Source organism: Streptomyces sp. PT12, assembly GCF_003311645.1.
GTDB lineage: Bacteria > Actinomycetota > Actinomycetes > Streptomycetales > Streptomycetaceae > Streptomyces.
In genome coordinates, this window is the sequence record NZ_QEST01000184.1 from 1 (window position 1) to 20,778 (window position 20,778).

At 73.2% G+C, this 20,778-nt stretch carries 21 protein-coding genes and 3 pseudogenes; 9 read left to right on the forward strand and 15 right to left on the reverse strand.

What is annotated here, in order from left to right; translation table 11 throughout:
* Nucleotides 1-589, reverse strand: a pseudogene (locus tag DEH69_RS20460) (deoxyribose-phosphate aldolase); the annotation flags it as partial.
* Nucleotides 590-711: 122 nt separating this feature from the next.
* On the opposite strand from DEH69_RS20460, the gene DEH69_RS20465 reads away from it, so the two are divergent.
* The 5 genes from DEH69_RS20465 to DEH69_RS32970 all read left to right on the forward strand — a co-directional run bounded on the left by DEH69_RS20465 (nt 712) and on the right by DEH69_RS32970 (nt 3,840).
* Entirely contained in the window at nt 712-1,221 is a 510-nt protein-coding gene (locus tag DEH69_RS20465; protein ID WP_113688444.1) for a SigE family RNA polymerase sigma factor, read from the forward strand.
* Between the two features lie 94 nt (nt 1,222-1,315).
* Nucleotides 1,316-2,269, forward strand: coding sequence for a hypothetical protein (locus DEH69_RS20470; RefSeq protein WP_113688445.1), 954 nt, complete (start codon nt 1,316-1,318; stop codon nt 2,267-2,269).
* A gap of 158 nt (nt 2,270-2,427) precedes the next feature.
* Complete coding sequence (locus DEH69_RS20475) at nt 2,428-3,063, forward strand: PH domain-containing protein (RefSeq protein WP_113688446.1); 636 nt, start codon at nt 2,428-2,430, stop codon at nt 3,061-3,063.
* A 131-nt stretch (nt 3,064-3,194) separates the two neighbouring features.
* Nucleotides 3,195-3,407: a CopG family transcriptional regulator gene (locus DEH69_RS20480; protein WP_258534832.1), complete on the forward strand. Its 213-nt coding sequence runs from the start codon at nt 3,195-3,197 to the stop codon at nt 3,405-3,407.
* Between the two features lie 214 nt (nt 3,408-3,621).
* The gene (locus DEH69_RS32970) at nt 3,622-3,840 is read left to right on the forward strand and encodes a hypothetical protein (RefSeq protein WP_258534833.1); all 219 of its coding nucleotides are present in this window, start codon (nt 3,622-3,624) and stop codon (nt 3,838-3,840) included.
* A gap of 94 nt (nt 3,841-3,934) precedes the next feature.
* Here DEH69_RS32970 and DEH69_RS20490 read toward each other — a convergent pair whose 3' ends face one another.
* From DEH69_RS20490 to DEH69_RS20520, 9 genes and pseudogenes are all read right to left on the reverse strand, one after another.
* On the reverse strand, nt 3,935-4,408 hold the full coding sequence (locus tag DEH69_RS20490) for a PIN domain-containing protein (protein ID WP_220131317.1): 474 nt from the start codon (nt 4,406-4,408) through the stop codon (nt 3,935-3,937).
* A gap of 79 nt (nt 4,409-4,487) precedes the next feature.
* Nucleotides 4,488-4,850: pseudogene (locus DEH69_RS20495) on the reverse strand (alkene reductase); the annotation flags it as partial.
* Nucleotides 4,851-4,909: 59 nt separating this feature from the next.
* On the reverse strand, nt 4,910-5,059 hold the full coding sequence (locus tag DEH69_RS32975) for a hypothetical protein (protein ID WP_258534834.1): 150 nt from the start codon (nt 5,057-5,059) through the stop codon (nt 4,910-4,912).
* 123 nt (nt 5,060-5,182) lie between these two features.
* Complete coding sequence (locus tag DEH69_RS32980) at nt 5,183-5,398, reverse strand: aldo/keto reductase (RefSeq protein WP_258534835.1); 216 nt, start codon at nt 5,396-5,398, stop codon at nt 5,183-5,185.
* A 221-nt stretch (nt 5,399-5,619) separates the two neighbouring features.
* Nucleotides 5,620-5,922 (reverse strand): annotated as a pseudogene (locus DEH69_RS32985) (aldo/keto reductase); the annotation flags it as partial.
* 172 nt (nt 5,923-6,094) lie between these two features.
* Nucleotides 6,095-6,856 (reverse strand): carbon-nitrogen hydrolase family protein, encoded by a 762-nt coding sequence (locus tag DEH69_RS20505; protein WP_113688447.1) that lies wholly within the window; start codon nt 6,854-6,856, stop codon nt 6,095-6,097.
* Nucleotides 6,857-7,127: 271 nt separating this feature from the next.
* Nucleotides 7,128-8,798: a phospho-sugar mutase gene (locus tag DEH69_RS20510; RefSeq protein ID WP_113688448.1), complete on the reverse strand. Its 1,671-nt coding sequence runs from the start codon at nt 8,796-8,798 to the stop codon at nt 7,128-7,130.
* Nucleotides 8,799-8,886: 88 nt separating this feature from the next.
* Nucleotides 8,887-9,687: a purine-nucleoside phosphorylase gene (locus tag DEH69_RS20515; RefSeq protein ID WP_113688449.1), complete on the reverse strand. Its 801-nt coding sequence runs from the start codon at nt 9,685-9,687 to the stop codon at nt 8,887-8,889.
* A gap of 154 nt (nt 9,688-9,841) precedes the next feature.
* Nucleotides 9,842-10,297, reverse strand: coding sequence for a gamma-glutamylcyclotransferase (locus tag DEH69_RS20520; protein ID WP_113688450.1), 456 nt, complete (start codon nt 10,295-10,297; stop codon nt 9,842-9,844).
* Nucleotides 10,298-10,393: 96 nt separating this feature from the next.
* Here DEH69_RS20520 and DEH69_RS20525 point away from each other — a divergent pair, with 96 nt between their 5' ends.
* Both DEH69_RS20525 and DEH69_RS20530 read left to right on the forward strand, forming a co-directional pair.
* A complete protein-coding gene (locus DEH69_RS20525) occupies nt 10,394-11,833 on the forward strand; it encodes an NAD(P)H-quinone dehydrogenase (protein ID WP_113688451.1) in 1,440 nt (479 codons plus the stop codon).
* Nucleotides 11,834-11,989: 156 nt separating this feature from the next.
* Nucleotides 11,990-12,922, forward strand: a complete 933-nt coding sequence (locus tag DEH69_RS20530) for a DeoR/GlpR family DNA-binding transcription regulator (protein ID WP_258534836.1) — start codon at nt 11,990-11,992, stop codon at nt 12,920-12,922.
* A gap of 169 nt (nt 12,923-13,091) precedes the next feature.
* Here the strand turns inward: DEH69_RS20530 and DEH69_RS20535 are convergent, their stop codons facing one another.
* The 5 genes from DEH69_RS20535 to DEH69_RS20555 form a co-directional block, all read right to left on the reverse strand.
* Nucleotides 13,092-14,870 carry an acetyl/propionyl/methylcrotonyl-CoA carboxylase subunit alpha gene (locus tag DEH69_RS20535; RefSeq protein WP_113688453.1) on the reverse strand — a complete coding sequence of 593 codons (1,779 nt, stop codon included), beginning with the start codon at nt 14,868-14,870 and terminating at the stop codon, nt 13,092-13,094.
* 774 nt (nt 14,871-15,644) lie between these two features.
* Entirely contained in the window at nt 15,645-16,274 is a 630-nt protein-coding gene (locus DEH69_RS20545; protein ID WP_113688717.1) for a nucleoside triphosphate pyrophosphatase, read from the reverse strand.
* Nucleotides 16,275-16,321: 47 nt separating this feature from the next.
* Nucleotides 16,322-16,456 (reverse strand): morphogenic membrane protein MmpB, encoded by a 135-nt coding sequence (gene mmpB / locus DEH69_RS32990; protein ID WP_258534837.1) that lies wholly within the window; start codon nt 16,454-16,456, stop codon nt 16,322-16,324.
* Nucleotides 16,457-16,529: 73 nt separating this feature from the next.
* Nucleotides 16,530-16,736 (reverse strand): acyl-CoA carboxylase epsilon subunit, encoded by a 207-nt coding sequence (locus DEH69_RS20550; RefSeq protein ID WP_113688454.1) that lies wholly within the window; start codon nt 16,734-16,736, stop codon nt 16,530-16,532.
* A gap of 53 nt (nt 16,737-16,789) precedes the next feature.
* Nucleotides 16,790-18,370: an acyl-CoA carboxylase subunit beta gene (locus DEH69_RS20555; protein WP_113688455.1), complete on the reverse strand. Its 1,581-nt coding sequence runs from the start codon at nt 18,368-18,370 to the stop codon at nt 16,790-16,792.
* A gap of 138 nt (nt 18,371-18,508) precedes the next feature.
* On the opposite strand from DEH69_RS20555, the gene DEH69_RS20560 reads away from it, so the two are divergent.
* Nucleotides 18,509-19,360: a biotin--[acetyl-CoA-carboxylase] ligase gene (locus DEH69_RS20560; RefSeq protein WP_113688456.1), complete on the forward strand. Its 852-nt coding sequence runs from the start codon at nt 18,509-18,511 to the stop codon at nt 19,358-19,360.
* A gap of 227 nt (nt 19,361-19,587) precedes the next feature.
* Nucleotides 19,588-20,637: an adenylate/guanylate cyclase domain-containing protein gene (locus tag DEH69_RS20565; protein ID WP_113688718.1), complete on the forward strand. Its 1,050-nt coding sequence runs from the start codon at nt 19,588-19,590 to the stop codon at nt 20,635-20,637.
* Nucleotides 20,638-20,778: the final 141 nt, after the last annotated feature.

Genomic DNA, 20,778 nt, shown 5'->3' on the forward strand with positions numbered 1-20,778 from the left:
TCACCTTCAGATGCGCGTCCCCACACGCCTCCCGCACCGCCACGATCTCCTCGAAGACCTGGAGATAGCGGCCCGCGAGGAACGCGCCCCGGTCGATCACCATGTCGACCTCGTCGGCGCCCGCCGCCACGGCCTCCCTGGTGTCCGCGAGCTTGACCGCGCGCGCCGCGCGCCCGGCGGGGAACGCCGTCGCCACCGACGCGACCGCGATGCCGCTGCCGCGCAGGGCCTCCTTGGCGACGGCGACCATGTCCGAGTAGACGCAGATCGCCGCGACGTGGGGCGCCGAGCGGTCCGAGGGGTCCGGGCGCATGCCCTTGGCGCACAGCGACCTGACCTTCCCCGGCGTGTCCGCCCCCTCCAACGTCGTCAGATCGATCATCGAAATAGCCAGATCGATCGCGAACGCCTTCGAAGACGCCTTGATCGAACGCGTCGCCAACCCCGCCGCCCGCGCCTCCAACCCCACCGCGTCCACACCCGGCAGACCATGGAGGAAACGGCGCAGGGTGGCATCGGACGCGGTGACATCCGCGAGCGGCAGCGCGGGGGCGGCGGATGAGGACGCGGCTGGTGAAGGAGAAGACATGCTCACCACATCAGCATATCTACGCGCGTAGGCGGGTGTCATCGGGTCCTCGCGAACTCCTCGTGCGAGCGGGGCAACTAAATCGCCACGGATGGTGGTCGGGAGGGTGAGGAGGTGCCCGGATGAGGACTGAGGAAGCGGAGACGTTCCACGGCTTTGTGCGCAGCCGCTGGGCCGGACTGGTGCGGACGGCCTATCTGCTCACGGGGGACCGGCACTTGGCGGAGGACGTGGCCCAGACCGCGCTGGCGAAGGCGTATCGCTCCTGGCCGCACGTGATGCGCAGCGACAATCCGGACGCGTATGTGCGCCGGATCCTGGTCAGCTGCCACAAGGACCGGTTCCGCAAGCGCCGCGTTCCCGAGCATCTGATGGATGTGCCGCCCGAGGCGATAGCGGCGCAGGACGACATGGCGCGGGCGGACGAGCGGGACCTGCTGGCCGCCGCGCTGGCCCGCCTTCCCCTGCGCCAGCGCGCGGTGGTGGTCCTGCGGTACTGGGAGGACCTGTCGGAGGCCGAGGTGGCCCAGACCCTCGGCTGCTCGATCGGCACGGTCAAGAGCCAGGCGTCCAAGGCGCTGTCCAAGCTGCGGGCCACCCTCGGCCAGGGCCGGATCGCCACCGTTTCCTGAGCCACGCCCACCGCTCGTCCGTCGTTGCCGCGCCGCCCGAGACCGCTGCCGCGCCGCCCAACACCGTTCCGAGACAGTGAGGATGTCAGACGTCATGAGTGAGACCCCCCTGGAAGCGAAGCTCCGCGAGCTGCTGGCCGAGCGGGCGAGAGATGCCGCCCCGGCCGAGGCCCCGGTGGACACGATCGTCGATCGCGGGCGCCGGGCCAGGCGCCGAGGCCGTATCGCGCTGAGCGCCGGGGCCGCCGTGCTGGTGGCCGTCCCCAGCGCCGCCATAGCGGCCCAGGGCGATTGGCTCGCCGACGGCGAGCCCGCCACGGCCGCCGCGCCCGCCGAGCCGGAGGAAGGGCAGGAGCCGGAGGCGTCGAGCGAGCCGCCCGCCGAGTCCGTGTCCGGGGTGCCGCAGGGGCCTTCCGACCCCGAGCGGCAGTTGTTCGACGGCGTGACCCTCGAGCAGGCCACGGCCTCCCTGGAGAGCTGCCTCGCCGAGTTCCCGCTCACCGAGCCGCCCGTCTCCGTGCCGGAGGAGGGCTCGGGCGGGTCGGAGTTCATCGAGGGCGAGCCGCTGGACATAGACCTCTCGGAGCTGCGGATCGTGCTGGCCTGGGTCTCCCAGGGCGACGAGAACAGAGGCTCGGAGCCCATGACCCGGGTCCTCGCGGTCACCTCGGTGCCGGACGAGGCCCCGCTCCAGCTGGTGTGCGCGGCCCGTGAGGACGGCGCCGCGAACATGCAGTCGGTCTCCCCCGCCGAGCGCACCCAGCCGGTCGTCCCCGAGACCGGCGCGGGCCGCTATCAGGGCCCGCAGGTGGGGGAGTGGACGCTGCCGTTCCGCTGGGCCGACTTCGGCGTCGTCACCTCCGAGGTGGAGCGGGTCACCGTGACCTACGCGGGCGAGACGGAGGAGGCCGCGCTCGACGCCGGGTATTACGTCGCGGCGGGCATGGGGGAGCAAGAGGCCGAGGGCGCCCCGGTCGTCGTGGGCTATGACGCGGACGGCGAGGTGGTCTATGACTCGCGGGAGGACGCGACCCACGGGCGCCGGTGAGGCGGCGGACCACCGTTCGGGGGGACGGGCGGTGGCGCGACCCGCGCCACCGCCCGTGGGACGGCCCGTCGATGACCCCGCGCAGAGTAGCGCTCACGGACGGTAAAGGTCGTCGGGGGCGGCGCGTTCGGGTGGGTCGTTCCGGCAGAATCGGACCCATGAGTGAGCGCGTGAAGTACGCCGACCGCACCTACCGCTCGGGCTCGGCCATCGTGGGCGGCCTCCTGCTGCTTGGCCTCGCGGCCTGGCTGGGCGGAGACGCCATCGTGCGGGGCGACGGCCGCGCCCCGGTGACGGCCGTCGCGGCCCTGCTGTTCGTGGGCCCGCTGGTCACGGCGTTCACCTTCCGCCCCGCGGTGTTCGCGTCGGACGAGCGGCTCCGCGTGCGGAACCCTTTCAGGACGATCACCCTCCCCTGGGCCACCGTCGACACGATCCGCGCCGGATACTCCACGGAGGTGCTGGCCGGGGACGCGAAGTACCAGATGTGGGCGATCCCGGTTTCCCTCCGCGCCCGATCCAAGGCCACCCGCCACAACGAACGAGCCGCCTCGGGCAAGCCCTCGCGCGTCGGCCTGTTCGGCTTCGGCGGCGGCAGCATCGGCCCCCAGCCTGACGAGGGCCCCCGCACGGCCCCCGGTGACGTGGCCGTCGCGGAGCTGCGCGAGCTGGCCGAGCGCCACCGCGACGAGGACTACGCCAAGGGCACGGTCACGGCCCGCTGGAGCTACGAGATCCTGGCCCCCCTGGCGGTGGGCGCGGTCGCCCTGGCGATCCTGTGGCTCACCAGCTGAGGCTCGCCCGGCGCGGTAGCCGCCTCATGAACGCCGGGGCCAAGGCGCGGACGCGTGCCTCGGAGATGTCACCGGCGAGGGCCCCGACCGCCATCTCCGCCCCTGCTCAAGCAGGTCGGAAGACGACCGTCATGGTCGAGGACGACCTCGCGCTGGTCAAGGAGGCCGCGGCGAGGGAGGGGCGGCCCGAGTCGGAGTACTTCCGTGAGGCGTTCCACCTCGTGGCCCTCCGCACCCGGCGCTGGGGCGAGGACTGGGACATCCCCGAGCTCGACTTCGGCCATCCGGTCACCGCCGAGGAGATCGATCGGGCTGTGAAGGACGGCGTGGCGGGCGCGGAGTGATCGTCATCGGGGACACCTCAGGGCTGGTCGCCGCCCTCACCACCTCGGACCGCGAGCACAAGACCGCGCGCACGGCCCTGCGCGACGCCGCGCTCACCGTTGTCTCGCCCCTGGTGATCCTGGAGATCGAGCACATCACCCCCCCCGCGCCGTCGACCGCCGCGCGGCGCATGCGGTCAACGACCGGCTCCTCGGGCAGGAGCGCACCGGGCGCGTGGCCGTTCCCGAGGTGTCGGCGGGCACCCTGCGCAGGGCGCGCGCCGTGCAGAATCGCTACGCGGCGCTACGGCTCGACCTGACGGACGCGGTGAACGTCGTCCTGGCCGAGCAGTACGACACCGAGACGGTGCTGACCCTCGACCGCCGTGACTTCGGGGCCTTCACCCCCCTCACTGGCCGTCACGCCTTTCGGCTCCTGCCCGACGTCCTGTGACTCCCGTCGCCGGGGCGCAGGACGCGGCGCAGCCCGGACCTAGGGGGTGACTTGGCGGTGGACGAGCGCGCACACGGCAGCGCCGAATGTGGTGTCATCGACGAAGCGCAACGGCGCGTCCCGGTCGTGCGGCCCGCTCAGCAGGGGAATCCGGCGCCGGGGCCGTGGCGCAGCAGCGTGACCGACTCGACGAGGCCCGTGCGCTCCAGCTGCCCCAGCACCTCCTCGAAGTCTCAGGTGGCGAGACGCGCTCATCGGCGATCTGCTGCACACATGAATAGACCACGCGCTCATCGAGGCTGATCAGATCGAGTACGAACTCGTCGGGACTCTTGGCCTCGATTCCCCATGGGGCGAGGGATTCGGCGGGAAAGTCCTTCAGGTGCGACGTCACGATCACCTGGGCGCCCGCCTCGATCGCCGCCGCCATCACATGCCTGTCATCCGGATCGGGCAGGGTCAATCCCGTGCGAAGAGGCTCGTGGTCCCGGACCAGGCAGTCGCGCACCGCCGCGATCATCAGCTTGCGGAGGCGTTCCCGCTTGGCCTCCGCGATGCCCTGATTCACGCGCGGCGAGGCGGGCCCGCCGACGGCCGCCGTTTCGTCGGCCTTCGGCCGGGGGCGGGGGCCGGGGCCGGGGGGCAGGTCAGGCCGCGTGCTGGTACGCCGGGTAGGTGATATAGCCCGCGTCGCCGCCCTGGCAGTACGTCGCCTCGTCGAGCGGGGCGATCGGCGCCCCGGTGCGGAGGCGCTCGACCAGGTCGGGGTTGGCGATGAACGCCCGCCCGAAGCTGATCAGGTCGGCGCCGAGCCCGAGCCAGTGGTCCGCGTCGGCGCGCGTGGTCTGCTTGGGGCCCATCGGGACCGTGGGGTTGACGATCAACGTTCCCGGCCACGCCCGGCGCAGCGCCACCAGCGGCTCCTCGGGGAGCGTCGCCTCCAGGTGCACATACGCGAGGTCCAGCCGCGCCAGCTCGCCGAGCAGCGCGGCGTACAGCTCGGGAACGTCCCGCCTGGCGACAGCCTGATCCCCCGCGCCTACCGCGACCGGCTGGCGGCCCTCGCGCCTCAGGAGCGCGTGGGGTCAGCCGCAAGCGGCGGGTAGACGTGGGTGCGCTCGCCGTTCACCGTCGCGCCCGCGTACGTGAGCATCGCGCCCACCTGCTCGTTCAGGGCGCGGGGTAGTTGAGCGTCGGCGCGGACACGTCGTTCAACCACGCCTCCTGCTTGGGCGCGAGTGTCACCTCCAACGCCGCGAGGTTCGCCTCGATGTGCGCAAGGCGATGTGCGCAAGGTGATGTGCGCAAGGCGCCGGGCGCCGGGCGCCGACCAGCGTCGAGGTCACCCTGGGCGCGTGCGCAGCCACGCGAGCGCCACCGCGGCCGAGCTGGTGCCGATCTCATCGGCGACCGCCGCCACCGCCTCGATCACCACGAACTCCTCCTCGCTCGGCGTCCCCACCACCGCCGAACGTGCCGTGTCCACCGGGGCGTCGCCGCGCCGGTACGCGCCCGACAGGAAGCCGTTCCGCAGCGGGCTCCACGGCAGCACGCCCATCCCGGCGTCGCCGCGCGAGCGGCATCAGCTCGCCCTCCACCGTCCGCGCGAGCAGCGAGTACTCGACCTGCAACGCCGTCACCGGGTCCAGCCGCGCAGCAGCGCGGTCGTGTGGGCCTGCGCCGTGAACCAGCCCGGCGTGTTCGAGAAGTCCACGTAACGGTGCGCAGCGTCTCCTCGACCGGCGTCGCGCGATCGTGGTTGTGCAGCCAGTAGAGGTCGATGTGGTCGGCGCGCAGGCGGCGCAGGGAGTCGTGGAGCTGGCCGATGATCGCCTTGCGGCTCGCACCGCCGCCGTTGGGGGCGCCCAGGTGCAGATCGCCGGAGAACTTGGTGGCCAGCACGATGCGGTCGCGCAGCCCTCGGCGGGCGGCGAGGTAGTCGTCGATGATCTTCTCCGAGTGGCCGTTGGTGTAGAAGCTGGCGGTGTCGACGAAGTCCCCGCCGCGGTCCAGACAGGTGTCGAGAATCCGCTCGGACTCCTCGACGCTCGCGCTGACCCCCTCGCCGCCGCCGAAGGTCATCGCGCCCAGGCAGAACGGGCTGACGACCAGGCCGGAGCGCCGAGGCTGACATAGGAATCGAGTGCCACGGAAGTACCTCCGATGACTGCTGTGGCGGTGACCGACTCCTCGATTCTCCGTTTCGACCTGCGACAACGTGAGAACGACCCTGGCGGGTCCTTGCACGATCCTGTCAACGCGGGCGCGGGCGCGGGCGCAGACGTGGCGCGGGGCCCGCGGTGAGGCGCGCGGTCGCGAACGCGTTCGGCTCGGGGCCCGCCTCGGCCAGCACCGCGCCCGTCGCGTCGAACACGGCGGAGCGCCCCGCGGTCTCCGCGTAGCCGCCGCCCGTCGGGCCCGCGAAGCTCGCGATGGCCACCGGTGTGCCGTGCGCCGCCGCCACGCGCCGAGCGCGTCCGGCGTGCACACGCGCCTCATCGGCGGCGTGCACGATGCCCGCCACATAGGCGTCGATGCCCAACGCGGCGGTATCGGCGGCGTGTTGGGGAACGCCGGTGTCCTTGCAGACCGCGAGGCCGAGCCGCCAGCCATCCACCTCGTACACGCCGGGCGTGTGCCCCGGCGCGAACCGTTCCGCCTCCGCGCCCCCCAGCCACATCTTCCGGTACACGACGGCCGCGCCCTCGCCGTTCACCGCGAGCACCCCGATGTGCGCGGCGCCGCCCTCCCCGGCGACGGGCGCCCCCACCAGGGCCGTCGCCCCCGTCTCGGCGCACGCCGCCACGAGCGGGCCCAGCCGCGCGTCGCCGACGCCGACGACCTCGGCGGCCAGCTCGTACCCGGTCAACGACAGCTCGGGAAACACCACGACACGCGCCCCGGCGGCCTCCCGCACCACCCGCGCGTGCGCCCCGGCGTTCCACGCCACGTCGAGCGCCCGGCAGAAGGGCTGCGCGACGGCGAGGACCAGCGGTGCGGAGGCGTTCTCGGCCATGGCGCCACGGTACGCACTCCTGCGTAGCCGAGGCGTGGAAAGTGGGTTTCGGGGGCCGGGCTCACCAAGAATGCGGGGCGTTCGGTATCGCCATCGAGGCGCGTGGCGCCCGCGGCGCCCGCGGCGGCGAGCGCGGCACTTCGGCACCTCCCCCCGTAGGTGCCCATCCCTGACCCGCACCCACCGCGAGACAAGCCACCGCGGCAGGCGGCGAACACCACCGGATCCTCCGTAGCCGCCGTTCCATGGCCGCCGTTGCGCGGACGGGCCCTCAGCCCACCACCGCCGCCAAGTCCCCCCGCAACGCCCCGAGCACCCCCGCCGCCGCCTCCCGCACCGCGGAAAGGGACGCCCGGTCGGCGACCGGGAGCACCACCTCCAGGTAGCACTTCAGCTTCGGCTCCGTCCCACTCGGCCGGACGATCACCCGCGCCGAGCGCACACCCCCGCCGCCCGCCAGGGCATACCGCAGCCCATCCGTCGGCGGCAGCCCGGACGCGCCGTCCGACAGGTCCTCGACCGACGTCACCGCGAGCCCCCCCAACGCCCGCGGCGGCGCCTCGCGCAGCCTCCGCATCGCCGCCGCGATCAGCGAGAGATCCGTCACCCGCACCGACAGCTGATCGGTCGCGTGCAGCCCGTGCGCGAGCGCCAGATCGTCCAGCACATCGGTCAACGAGCGTTCCTCCGCCTGTAGTTCGGCCGCAAGCTCGGCCACGGCGAGCGCCGCGGTGATGCCGTCCTTGTCCCGCACGCCGCCCGGGTCCACGCAGTACCCGAGCGCCTCCTCATACCCGAACACCAGCCCCGGCACCTTGGCCAGCCACTTGAAGCCCGTCAGGGTCTCCTCGAACGGCAGCCCCGCCGTTTCCGCGATGCGCCCCACGAGCGACGACGACACGATCGACGCCGCAAGCGTGCCCCGCGCGCCCTTGGCCACCATGTGCGTCGCCAGCAGCGCGCCCAGCTCGTCCCCGCGCAGCATGCGCCAGCCGCCCTCGGCCCCCGCGTCGGGAACGCCCACCGCGCACCGGTCCGCGTCGGGGTCGTTGGCGATCACCAGGTCGGGGCGCGTCGCGCGGGCCGTGGCGAACGCCAGGTCCATCGCGCCGGGCTCCTCCGGATTGGGAAACGCCACGGTCGGGAAGTCGGGGTCGGGCAGCGCCTGGGGGGCCACCTCGACCGGCACAGGGAACCCGGCCCGCCGGAACGCCGCCCCGAGCACCGAGCCGCCCACCCCGTGCAGCGGCGTGTACACGACCGAGACCGAACGGGCCGAGCCCACCCGCAGCGCCGCGTCCGTCCGCGCCAGATACGCCTCGACGACCTCGTCGCCCAGCACCCGCCAGCCCTCGTCGGGCCGCGCCACCTCGGCGAGCGGACCGACCGCCGCGATGCGCGCCGCGATGTCCGCGTCCGTGGGGGGAACGATCTGGCTGCCGTCGCCCAGATAGACCTTGTAGCCGTTGTCCCGCGGGGGGTTGTGGCTCGCCGTCACCATCACGCCCGCGACCGCGCCCAGGTGGCGGATCGCGAACGCCAGCACCGGCGTCGGCAGCGGCCGCGGCAGCAGCGCCGCGCGCAGCCCCGCGCCCGTGACCACCGCCGCGGTGTCCCGCGCGAAGACATCGCTGCGGTGCCGCGCGTCGTACCCGATGACCACAAGCCCAGGCCCGGAGCCCTCGGCCCGCCCGGCCAGATACGCGGCGAGTCCGGCGGCCGCTCGGATGACGACCGTTCGGTTCATGCGCATCGGCCCCGCGCCCATCTCGCCGCGCAGCCCGGCCGTGCCGAACTGGAGCGTTCCCGAGAAACGCGACGCGAGCCCGGCCAGGTCGCCGCGTTCGAGCAGCCCGTTCAGCTCCTCGCGGGTCTCGGGGTCGGGGTCCTCCGCGAGCCAGGCCCGCGCACGCGCGAACAGGTCGTCACCGTTGTCACCCATCGCCGCCCCGCTCTCCCTCGTCGTCACCTGTCACCGCCGCCGTCAACCGCCACCGCCGCAACCCGCGTTGAACGATCCCATCACGCCGTCAGAGCCGGTCGAGCACCCGGGCGAGCAGCGCGCCCATGCGCGTCGCCGACTCGGCGCCCGCGCGAAGCACCTCCTCGTGGCTCAGCGGCTCGCCCGTGAGCCCGGCCGCGAGGTTGGTCACCAGCGAGATGCCCAGCACCTCGGCCCCCGCCTCGCGCGCCGCGATGGCCTCGAGCACCGTGGACATGCCCACCAGGTCCCCGCCGATCGCCCGCACCATGCGGATCTCCGCGGGCGTCTCGTAGTGCGGCCCGGGGAACTGGACGTAGACGCCCTCCTCAAGGGACGGGTCGATCTCCTGGCACAGGGCGCGCAGCCGCGGGGAGTAGAGGTCGGTGAGGTCGATGAAGTGGGCGCCGAGGATGGGGGAGGCGGCCGTCAGGTTGATGTGGTCGCTGATCAGCACCGGCTGACCAGGGCGCATGCCCTCGCGCAGGCCGCCGCAGCCGTTGGTGAGGATGACCGTCTTGCAGCCCGCCGCGATCGCCGTTCTGACCCCGTGCGCGACGGCGGCCACGCCCCGGCCCTCGTAGTAGTGCGTCCGCCCGAGGAAGACCAGGGCGCTCTTGTCGCCGAGTTGGTGCGAGCGGATTCTCCCGGCGTGCCCCTCGACGGTCGGGGGCGGAAAGCCGGGCAGCTCGGTGACGTCGAACTCGTGGCTCGGCGCTCCCAGCGCGTCCGCGGCGGGCACCCACCCCGAGCCCATCACCAGCGCGACGTCGTGGCTGCTCACACCGGTCAGCTCACGCAGGCGCGCCGCGGCGGCGCGCGCCGTCTCCTCGATTTCTGATGCGTTCACGCGCTGAGCCTAACGGGTAACGGCCTACGCGCGTAGAAGGTGTACCGCTTTCCGTGCCCCCACCTGGCCTTCACGGCGGGGGGTCGAGGGCGTCGTTCGCTGGGATTTGCTGGGGTTTACCCCCGGGCGGGCCCGCGGCCGGGCGAGACGCCGCTCAGCACGGGCGCTTCCGCAGCTCCATCACATAGTCGTGCGGGGCGCCCGCCGCCTCGGCCGCGTCGGCGATCTCGCCGAGGTACCGGGCGGACGGCAGGCCGCCCTCATAGGCGTTGAGCACATACAGCCACGCCGGGAGTGAGCCGTCGAGGGTGTCCACGCGGACGCGGGTGCGCCGGTAGATGTCGAGGCCGACGCCCTCCCAGCGGTCCAACGCCTCCTCGTCCATCGGCGCGATGTCGTACAGCGCCACGAACACGCCGGGGTCCAGTGGCTCCGGCGTCCCCGCGCACTCGACGACCGTCGCGAGCGCGCCCTCCCAGCCCATCTCCTCGCCGCCGAACGTCAGCCGCCAGCCGGTGATCCAGCCGGTGCCGCGCAGGGGCGAGTGCGGTGCGCGACGGGCCATCAGCCGGGGGTCGAGGTTTCCGGCGTAAGCGGCGTAGAGCGACATGACACCGAGCGTACGGGAGTGGCGTGGGTGGCATGCCGATCCGGCCCGCCGGGGGGCCGGGGCGAGAACGGGCGTCTCGTGCGAGACACTGGAAAGGTGACTCGGATCGTGATCATTGGTGGCGGACCCGGCGGCTACGAGGCCGCGCTTGTGGCGGCGCAGCTCGGCGCGGAGGTGACCGTCGTCGATCGCGACGGGCTCGGGGGCGCGTCGGTGTTGACCGACTGCGTGCCGTCCAAGACGCTGATCGCCACCGCCGAGGTCATGACGAGCTTCGACTCCTCGCGCGAGGAGCTCGGCATCGAGATCGACCACGACGGCGACGGCGTCGGCGACGAGGTGCGCGGCATCGGCGTGGACCTGGGCAAGGTGAACCGAAGGGTCAAGCGGCTCGCGCTCGCCCAGTCGCACGACATCACCGCATCCGTGACGCGCTCCGGCGTGCGCGTCTTGCGCGGGCGCGCGCGCCTCGTTCCGCAGCAGGGGCCCACGGGCACGCGCCGGGTCTCGGTCACCGATCCCTCGGGCGAGGTCGGCGATCTGGAGGCCGACTGCGTGCTGATCGCGACCGGCGGCCAGCCGCGCGAGCTGCCCGACGCCAAGCCGGACGGGGAGCGGATCCTCACCTGGACGCAGGTCTATGACCTGAAGGAGCTGCCCGAGGAGCTGGTCGTGGTGGGCTCGGGCGTCACGGGCGCCGAGTTCGCGGGCGCGTACCAGGCGCTCGGCTCCCGGGTGACGCTGGTGTCGTCGCGGGACCGCGTGCTGCCGGGCGAGGACCCCGACGCGGCGGCCGTGCTCGAGGACGTCTTCCGCCGCCGCGGGATGAACGTCATGGCCCGCTCCAGGGCCGCCGCCGTCCACCGCGCCGGGAGCCGGGTGGAGATCACGCTGTCCGACGGGCGCAGGATCTCGGGAACGCACTGCCTGATGGCCGTGGGCGCGGTGCCCAACACCGCGGACATGGGCCTTGAGGAGGCCGGGGTCAAGCTCAAGGACTCGGGCCACATCTGGACGGACAAGGTGTCGCGCACGACCGCGCCCGGCGTGTATGCGGCGGGGGACTGCACGGGGGTGCTCGCGCTCGCCTCGGTGGCCGCGATGCAGGGGCGCATCGCGATGTACCACTTCCTCGGCGACGCGGTGGCCCCCCTCGACCTCAACACCGTGTCAGGGAACATCTTCACCGACCCCGAGATCGCCACGGTCGGCTACACCCAGCAGGACGTGGACGAGGGCCGGATCGTCGCCAGGGCGGTGAAGCTGCCGTTGCTGCGCAACCCCAGGGCCAAGATGCAGGGGGTGCGCGACGGGTTCGTGAAGCTGTTCGCGCGCCCCGGCACGGGCATCGTGGTGGGCGGCGTCGTGGTGGCCCCGCGCGCCAGCGAGCTCATCCACCCGATATCGATCGCGGTCGACAACAGTCTGACGGTGGAACAGGTCGCAAAGGCGTTCACCGTGTACCCGTCTCTGTCGGGCTCGATCGCGGAGGCGGCCAGGCAGCTGCATACGCATCGCGTCGACGCTGACCAGTAGGCACTGGTCAGCGCGGGTATCGCGCGAATGCGCCCGTGGCATATAACACGCCGGGGGCGTACGCACAGTCAACTTCGGTAATTCCCCGCAACCGGCTGAAACAAGATGGTCGTTGGGGTTACTGTCGGTTCCGTGTTCGCTGCAGAACGTCGCCAGATGATTCTCGAAATGGTGCGGGCCAACGGAGCCGTGTCGCTCCGCGAGCTCGCCCGCGTTGTCCAGACCTCGGAAGTGACCGTGCGGCGCGATGTGCGCGCCTTGGAGGCAGAAGGACTGGTGGACCGCAGACACGGTGGTGCGGTCCTCCCGGGTGGCTTCACCCGGGAGTCGGGTTTCCCTCAACGAGCCATGGCCGCGACGGCGGAGAAGACCGCCATCGCGGAGTACGCGGCGGGGCTGGTGCGGGAGGGCGAGGCCATCGTGGTGGGCGCCGGCACCACGACCCAGGAGCTGGCTCGCCGGCTCGCCCGCGTGCCGGGGCTCACCGTCGTCACCAACTCCCTCCTGGTGGCCCAGGCCCTCGCCCACGCCAACCGCGTGGAGGTGGTGATGACCGGGGGCACCCTCAGGGGCTCCAACTACGCGCTGGTCGGCAGCGGCGCCGAGCAGTCGCTGCTCGGGCTGCGGGTGAGCCGGGCGTTCCTGTCGGGCTCGGGGCTGACCGCCGATCGCGGCCTGTCCACGTCCAACATGCTCGCCGCGAGCGTGGATCGGGCCCTGGTGCGCGCCGCCGCCGAGGTGGTGGTGCTCGCCGACCACAGCAAGCTGGGCGCCGAGACGGCCTTCCAGACGGTGCCCACGGAGCTGATCACCCAGCTGGTGACCGACCAGCCGCCGCTCGAGGCCGAACGCGCGGGCACCGAGCTCGAGGCGCTGGCCGACCAGGGTGTGCGTATCTCGGTGGCCGCGCCGGGGGCGCAGGGCGGCAAGCCGGGCGCCGACCGGGGCGAAAGGGCGGAGCGCGGCGGTGATCCCGGCCGCAGGGACATGCCGGTGCCGGGGCCGCGCGGCGGCGTCCACCCCGGCATGGGCGCGTCGGCGCCGCTCGGGCAGCGGCTGTCCGACCTGGCCCCTTCGCGCCGAAGGTAACAACGGGGACCGGCCGGGCGCCGCGGCCCGGCCGGCCGCCGAGTGCCGGGGCCGACGGGGCCCTGGCTCGGTCCCTGATCCCGCTCAGCCCTTGATCTCGCTCAGCCCTTGATCTCGCTCAGCCCTTGATCTCGCTCAGCCCTTGATCCCGCTCAGTCCTTGATCCCGCTCAGTCCTTGATCTCGCAGATGACGGCGCCCGACGAGACCGAGGCGCCGACGTCCGCCTGGAGGCCGACGACGGTGCCGGAGCGGTGGGCGTTGATGGGCTGCTCCATCTTCATCGCCTCCAGGACGATGACCAGCTCGCCCTCCTCGACCTGCTGCCCCTCCTCCACGGCGACCTTGACGATCGTGCCCTGCATCGGGGACGCGAGCGTCTCGCCCGTGGCGGCGGCGCTCGCGCGCTTGGTGGGCTTGCGCCGCGCGGGGCGCGCCCCCCCGGCGACCGCCGCGCGCGCCAGCGGCATCGCCAGCGTGGCGGGCAGCGAGACCTCCAGGCGCTTGCCGCCGACCTCGACGACCACCGTCTCGCGGCTGACGCCCTCCTCGGCCTCGGCCGCCGCGCCCGCGCCGAAGGCGGGCAGGTCGTTGACGTACTCGGTCTCGATCCACCGGGTGTGGACGGAGAACGGCTCGCCCTCGCGCCCGGTGACCTCGGGCGCGAACGCCGGGTCGGTCACCACCGCGCGGTGGAACGGCAGCACCGTCGCCATGCCCTCCACCCGGAACTCCGCCAGCGCGCGCGCCGCGCGCTCCAGCGCCTGCCCGCGGTCCGCGCCGGTCACGATCAGCTTGGCCAGCATCGAGTCCCACGCGGGGCCGATGACCGACCCCGACTCCACGCCGGTGTCCACGCGGACGCCGGGGCCGAGCGGGGGCGCGAACGTGGTGACCGTGCCGGGCGCGGGCAGGAATCCGCGCCCCGGGTCCTCGCCGTTGATGCGGAACTCGATCGAGTGCCCGCGCCGCTCGGGGTCGCCGTATCCCAGCTTCTCGCCCCGCGCGATGCGCAGCTGCTCGCGCACCAGGTCGATGCCGGTGATCTCCTCGGTCACCGGGTGCTCGACCTGGAGGCGGGTGTTGACCTCGAGGAACGAGATGGTGCCGTCCTGGCCCACCAGGAACTCGCAGGTGCCCGCGCCGACATAGCCCGCCTCCTTGAGGATGGCCTTCGACGCGGCGTACAGCTGGGCGTTCTGCGCCTCGGTCAGATAGGGCGCGGGGGCTTCCTCGACAAGCTTCTGGTGGCGGCGCTGGAGCGAGCAGTCGCGCGTGGAGACCACCACGACCTGGCCGTGCTCGTCGGCGAGGCACTGGGTCTCGACGTGCCGGGGCCGGTCGAGATACCGCTCGACGAAGCACTCGCCGCGCCCGAACGCCGCCTGCGCCTCGCGCACGGCTGACTCGTAGAGCTCGGGGATCTCCTCGAGGGTCCTGGCGACCTTCAGGCCGCGGCCGCCGCCGCCGAACGCCGCCTTGATGGCGACCGGCAGGCCGTGCTCGCGGGCGAACGCGACCACCTCGTCCGCGCCCGACACCGGGTCGGTCGTCCCGGCGACCAGGGGCGCTCCCGCGCGCTGCGCGATGTGCCGGGCGGCGACCTTGTCGCCGAGCGCGCGGATCGCGTCGGGGGACGGGCCGATCCAGGTCAGGCCCGCGTCGAGGACGGCCTGCGCGAAGTCGGCGTTCTCGGAGAGGAATCCGTAGCCGGGGTGCACGGCGTCCACGCCCGCGTCCGCGGCGGCCTTGAGCACCTTGTCGATGTCCAGGTAGCTGGTGGCGGGGGTGTCGCCGCCCAGCGCGAACGCCTCGTCGGTGGCGCGCACGTGCAGCGCGTCACGGTCCGGCTCGGCGTAGACGGCCACACTGGCGATGCCTGCGTCACGGCATGCCCGGGCGACCCGAACGGCGATTTCGCCGCGGTTGGCGATGAGCACCTTGCGCACGATGGCTCCCTCCTCGGAACAAGGCGAGTTTATGTACGGGCGACACCTCACAACGAGTCGCCCGAGTAGGTGACCTTGCCCACACGGGCTGTGAGGGCTCACCACCCGACGGACGTGCTGCCTTGCGGTACCAAGGTACGCGCCTCGCTGGGCTCTACCTTAGACGTGCGACTACGCCTTGGGCCTCCATCGAGCTGACACATCAGCGACGAGAGGGGCTTGTGAGAACCCCACAAAGAGCCCCGGGAAACTTTGCGCGACGAACAGAGGGGGCGCGAGGGGTTGTCCCGCGCTCTACCCGGCAGTAGCGTGCGCGGCGTGAACCGGGGCAGACGAAGCGTGGCCGCGGTGGCGGCGGTGGTGTCCCTCGGCGGCGCGCTGGTCCTCGGACTGGTGCATCTGGTCCTCGGACTGGCCGCCGAGCGGCAGGAGATGACGATCGGGGGCGTATCGGCGACGACGATCAGCGTCGGGGCGTGGACCGCGGGCGGCGTTGTCGCGGCATTCCTCCTGGTGTGCGGGGCGCTGCTCGCGCGCGTCGCGGTGCGCGACGCGGCGCCCGGCAGGGTCGCGCGCGCCGCCCTCGCGGGCGCGGCCGTGCTGCACGCGGTGCTCGGCGCGCTGTCGGTCGGCCTGGTGGGCTGGCCCGCGTTCCTCGTGCTGATGGCGGTCTTCGGGCTGCTCATGCTGACCCTGACGCTCTATCCGCCCCCCGACGTTCCCCGCGCGCCCGACGCGCCCGACGCGCCCGACGGGCCCGGCGTGCCAGGGGAGTCAGGCGGCGGGGGCGGCGGCGGTCCAGAGGTCGGTGATCGGGGTCCCGAGCCTGGCCAGCAGGGTGCGCAGCAGGGGCAGGGAAAGGCCGATGACATTCCCGGCGTTCCCCTCGATCCCGTCGACGAACGGCGCCGACCTGCCGTCGAGGGTGAACGCGCCGGCGACGCGCAGGGGTTCGCCCGTGGCGACGTAGGCGGCGACCTCGGCGTCCGAAGGGCTGCCGAACCGCACGGTCGTGGACTCCGTCTGGGCCGCGCGCTCCCCTGACGCGGCGTCGACCACGCAGTGCCCGGTGTGCAGCACCCCCGACCTGCCGCGCATCGCCTTCCAGCGGGCTATGGCGTCCTCCGCGTCCCGCGGCTTCCCATGCGCGCGCCCGTCGAGCTCGAGCACCGAGTCGCAGCCCACGACGAACGCCCCGGCCGCCTCGGGGCGCGCGGCGACGGCCGCGGCCTTCGCCTCGGCGAGGGCGCGCGCGAGCTCGGCGGGCGACGCGGCGCTCACGCCGTCCTCGTCGACGCCGCTGACGATCACCTCGGGCGCGAGCCCGGCCTGCCTCAGCAGGGTCAGCCGCGCGGGCGACTGGGAGGCGAGCACCAAACGGCGGGTGGGCGTGGGACGTTCCATGGCGGCCAGCGTAACGGGGCCCTCTGACAGCCGGGAGCGCGGCGGCGTCATCGCAGGAGCAGCGCCGCAGCCGTCACCATCGCGACGGCGAGCACCCAGCCCACCCGGCCGAGCATGGCCCGCGCGGCCCGCGCCTCGTCGTCCTGGGCGTCCGCCCTCTTCCTCAGGTCCGACCACAGCATGGCGCACAGGGTGCACCGCGCGGCGCTCGCGCGCCTGAGTAGGCGTACTCAGGCGCGCGAGCGCCGCCCCGTGCTACGCGCGCCGGTAGCTGGTGCGCCACGCGGTGTGCCCTGGGGCCGGGAGCGCGCGGGGGAGGTTGTGCGCCGGGGAGGACCATGGCGAGCGGGGGCGCTCGGGGGGCGGCGGGGCCGCGGCAGCCGCCGCGGCGCGCGCCTGGACGACCGCGAGGGCCGCGGCCAGCTCCTCCGCGGTCGGATTGCCGCGCACGACGCGGATCACGGGTGCTCCCCTCTCATGTCTCTCGACTTCCTCGACTCTCTCGACGGGCGCGCTCACAGCGGGATGTTCCCGTGCTTCTTGGGCGGCAGCTGCGCCCGCTTGTTCCGCAGCGCCCGCAGCCCGCGCACCACGTGGCGCCGCGTCGCCGACGGCGGGATCACGGCGTCCACATAGCCGCGCTCGGCCGCGACATACGGGTTGAGCAGCGCGTCCTCGTACTCCCGTGTCAGGCGCGCGCGTTCGGCTTCGCGCTCCTCGTCCGACTCCAGCGCGGCCAGCGCGCGCCGGTGCAGGATGTTGACCGCGCCCTGCGCCCCCATCACCGCGATCTGCGCCGTCGGCCAGGCCAGGTTCAGGTCGGCGCCCAGGTGCTTGGAGCCCATCACGTCGTACGCGCCCCCGAACGCCTTGCGCGTGATCACCGTGATCAGCGGCACCGTCGCCTCCGCGTACGCGTAGATCAGCTTGGCCCCGCGCCTGATGATGCCGCTGTACTCCTGGTCCGTGCCCGGCAGGAAGCCCGGCACGTCGACAAAGGTCAGCACCGGCACGTTGAACGCGTCACACGTCCGCACGAAACGCGCCGCCTTCTCCGAGGCGTTGATGTCGAGGCACCCCGCGAACTGGAGCGGCTGGTTGGCCACCACCCCCACGGGCTGGCCCTCGACGCGCCCGAAGCCCGTGATGACGTTGGGCGCGAAGAGGGCCTGCGTCTCCAGGAACTCGCGGTCGTCAAGCACCCGTTCGATCACCTCGTGCATGTCGTACGGCTGGTTCGCCGAGTCCGGCACGAGCGCGTCCAGGTCCTCGTCGTCGGGGGTGAGGGACAGGTCGGCCTCCTCGGGGAAGGCGGGGGGCTCGGAGAGGTTGTTGGACGGCAGGTACGACAGCAGCGCGCGCACATAGTCGAACGCGTCCTTCTCGTCGCCCGCCATGTGGTGCGCCACGCCCGACACGGTGTTGTGGGTCCGCGCGCCGCCGAGCTCCTCGAAGCCGACGTCCTCGCCCGTGACCGTCTTGATCACATCGGGACCGGTGATGAACATGTGCGAGGTCTGATCGACCATCACCGTAAAGTCCGTGATCGCGGGCGAGTACACCGCGCCCCCCGCGCAGGGCCCCGTGATCACCGAGATCTGCGGCACGACGCCCGAGACGTGGACGTTCCTGCGGAAGATCTCCGCAAACAGGCCGAGCGCCACGACCCCCTCCTGGATCCGCGCCCCGCCGCCGTCGTTGATCCCGATCACCGGGCAGCCCGTCTTGAGCGCGAAGTCCATCACCTTCACGATCTTCTCGCCGTAGACCTCGCCGAGCGAGCCGCCGAACACCGTGAAGTCCTGCGAGTACACCGCGACGGGCCGCCCGTCCACCGTGCCGTAGCCGGTCACCACGCCGTCCCCGTACGGGCGGTTCGCCGCGATCCCGAAGCCGGTCGCGCGGTGCCGCGCGAACTCGTCCAACTCGGTGAACGACCCCTCGTCCAGCAGCAGCTCCACCCGCTCCCTCGCCGTCAACTTGCCCTTGGCGTGCTGCTTCTCCACCGCCCGCGCTGACCCCGCGTGTGTGGCCTCCTCCGTCCGGCGCGCCAGATCGGCGATCTTGCCAGCGGTGGTGTGGATGTTCTCGGCCACGGGTGCGCTCCTCGTCGTCGGGGGCTGTCGGAAGCTGTCGGGGCCGCCGTCGAGGGCTTGGACGGCTACCGCTCCGTAGGCTAACCGCGCGGGCCCGCCCCGGAGGTGCGGCGTTGGCCACACCCGTACCCTGGCCGCATGACCTCACCGGGGAGCCGCTGGTCCGACCTCGACCGCCCACCGCTCAGCGCCCGGGCCCTGCGCCCCGCGATGATCTGGCCCGATGGCCTGTGGACCCAGCTGGAGATCGTCGAGTCCACGGGATCGACCAACGCCGACCTCGCCGAGGCCGCCCGCGCGGGCCGCGCCTCGGCCGGGACCGTGCTGGTCGCCGAGGAGCAGACCAGCGGGCGCGGCAGGCTCGGGCGCGGCTGGAGCGCGCCCCCGCGCTCGGGGCTGTTCTTCTCGGTGCTGCTCAAGACCGAGCCCGAGGTCACCACCGAGCGGCTGAGCTGGCTCCCGCTGCTCGCCGGGGTCGCCACCGCGGCCGCCGTCGCGCGCGCGGCGGGCGTGGACACCGCCCTCAAGTGGCCCAACGACCTGCTGGTGACCGTCGAGGGCGAGGAGCGCAAGTGCGGCGGCATCCTCGCCGAGCGCACGGGCCACGGCACGGTCGTGCTCGGCATCGGCGTCAACGTCTCGCTGCGCGCCGACGAGCTGCCCGTGCCCCACGCGGGCTCGCTCCTGCTCGCCGGTGCCGTCTCCACGGACCGGGACCCGCTGCTGCGCGCGGTGCTGCGTTCGCTCGCCGAGTGGTACACGCGGTGGCTCGCCGCGTGCGGCGACCCGGCGGCCAGCGGCGTGCTCGACGCGTATGTGGCGGGCTGCGCGACGCTCGACCGTCCCGTGCGCGCCGAGCTGCCCGGCGGCGGCGAGCTGCGCGGCACGGCGACGGCGCTCGACGGCGAGGGACGGCTGGTCGTGACGGCCGCCGACGGCACGCGCCACCCCCTGGCCGCGGCGGACATCGTGCATCTCCGGACGACGTGACTTAGGGCACACCTGCCGTAGGGTTGGGCCTGTGCGTGACGCCCCGCGCGGGCGGCGGCGGAGCGGCGAGCGGGAACGACCGTGCCCGCCCATGGGCGCGGCTGAGCGGAACGGTAGGGCGGCAGTGCGCAGCGAAGGGATTCCCCCCCTGAAGGCGGGCGGTGGCCGTGGCCGAGGCTGACGCGGGCGGCCCGGCAGACGACGGCACCAACGCGGCCCCAGGGCCGGTGGACGACGCCGACAACCCCGAAACCCCCGAGAACATCGCGCTGCGCATCGAGCAGTTGATCATCGGCGCGGAGCGGCAGTACACGCCGTTCCAGGCGGCCCGCGCCGCGGGCGTCCCGATGGACCTGGCCACGCGGCTCTGGCGGGCGATGGGCTTCCCCGACATCGGCCAGGCCAGGGCCCTGACCGAGGCGGACGTGCTGGCGCTGCGGCGCCTGGCCGGGATGGTCGAGGCGGGGCTGCTGAGCGAGTCGATGGCGATCCAGGTGGCGCGTTCGACCGGGCAGACGACGGCGCGCCTCGCGGACTGGCAGATCGACTCGTTCCTGGAGGGCCTGACGGAGCCGCCCGAGCCGGGGATGACGCGCACCGAGGTGGCGTATCCGCTGGTGGAGCTGCTGCTTCCGGAGCTCGAGGAGTTCCTGGTGTACGTGTGGCGGCGGCAGCTGGCCGCGGCGACGGGGCGCGTGGTGCAGGCGCAGGACGACGAGGAGATGGTGAACCGCCGCCTGGCGGTCGGCTTCGCCGACCTGGTGGGCTTCACGCGGCTGACGCGGCGCCTCGAGGAGGAGCAGCTCGGCGAGCTGGTCGAGGCGTTCGAGACGACGGCGGCCGACCTGGTGGCGGCGCAGGGCGGGCGGCTGATCAAGACGCTGGGCGACGAGGTGCTGTTCGCGGCGGATGACGCGGGCATGGCGGCCGACATCGGGCTGCGGCTCGTGGAGACGCTGGGCGACGACCCGATGATGCCGGAGCTGCGCGTCGGGATCGCGTTCGGAACGGTGACGACGCGCATGGGCGACGTCTTCGGGAACACCGTGAACCTCGCGAGCCGCCTCACGTCGATAGCGCCCAAGGACATGGTGCTCGTGGACGGCGCGACGCGCGAAGAACTCACGTCGGCGGGCCTCGCGCCGCAGTCGGAGAAGACGGCGGACACGGAGGAGGGCAGGGTGGCGCAGTACCGTTTCGCCCTGCAACCGCTGTACCAGCGGCCGGTGCGGGGCCTTGGCATCGTGGAGCCGTGGTTGCTGAGCCGCCGCGCATAGCCCTTGCCGGGCGACCGACGCGCGCGGAGCGCGCCCGTCTGCGGGGGCTCGGGGCGGTGCCCCGGGCCCCTTTCGTCGTGGGCTGCGCCGGTGCCGCTGGGTGGCGGGGCTTTTCGGGGCTGCGCCCCGGGCGCGGCTGTC

Bases quoted from the DNA above. Each gene is read 5' to 3' on its own strand.
- DEH69_RS20530 (WP_258534836.1), top strand. From the start codon at position 11,990: ATGATTCTCGAAATGGTGCGGGCCAACGGAGCCGTGTCGCTCCGCGAG.
- DEH69_RS20510 (WP_113688448.1), bottom strand. From the start codon at position 8,798: ATGGGTGACAACGGTGACGACCTGTTCGCGCGTGCGCGGGCCTGGCTC.
- DEH69_RS32980 (WP_258534835.1), bottom strand. From the start codon at position 5,398: ATGGGCGTGCTGCCGTGGAGCCCGCTGCGGAACGGCTTCCTGTCGGGC.
- DEH69_RS20545 (WP_113688717.1), bottom strand. From the start codon at position 16,274: ATGGAACGTCCCACGCCCACCCGCCGTTTGGTGCTCGCCTCCCAGTCG.
- DEH69_RS20560 (WP_113688456.1), top strand. From the start codon at position 18,509: ATGACCTCACCGGGGAGCCGCTGGTCCGACCTCGACCGCCCACCGCTC.
- DEH69_RS20505 (WP_113688447.1), bottom strand. From the start codon at position 6,856: ATGGCCGAGAACGCCTCCGCACCGCTGGTCCTCGCCGTCGCGCAGCCC.
- mmpB (WP_258534837.1), bottom strand. From the start codon at position 16,456: ATGCTGTGGTCGGACCTGAGGAAGAGGGCGGACGCCCAGGACGACGAG.
- DEH69_RS20470 (WP_113688445.1), top strand. From the start codon at position 1,316: ATGAGTGAGACCCCCCTGGAAGCGAAGCTCCGCGAGCTGCTGGCCGAG.
- DEH69_RS20465 (WP_113688444.1), top strand. From the start codon at position 712: ATGAGGACTGAGGAAGCGGAGACGTTCCACGGCTTTGTGCGCAGCCGC.
- DEH69_RS20480 (WP_258534832.1), top strand. From the start codon at position 3,195: ATGGTCGAGGACGACCTCGCGCTGGTCAAGGAGGCCGCGGCGAGGGAG.
- DEH69_RS20520 (WP_113688450.1), bottom strand. From the start codon at position 10,297: ATGTCGCTCTACGCCGCTTACGCCGGAAACCTCGACCCCCGGCTGATG.
- DEH69_RS20475 (WP_113688446.1), top strand. From the start codon at position 2,428: ATGAGTGAGCGCGTGAAGTACGCCGACCGCACCTACCGCTCGGGCTCG.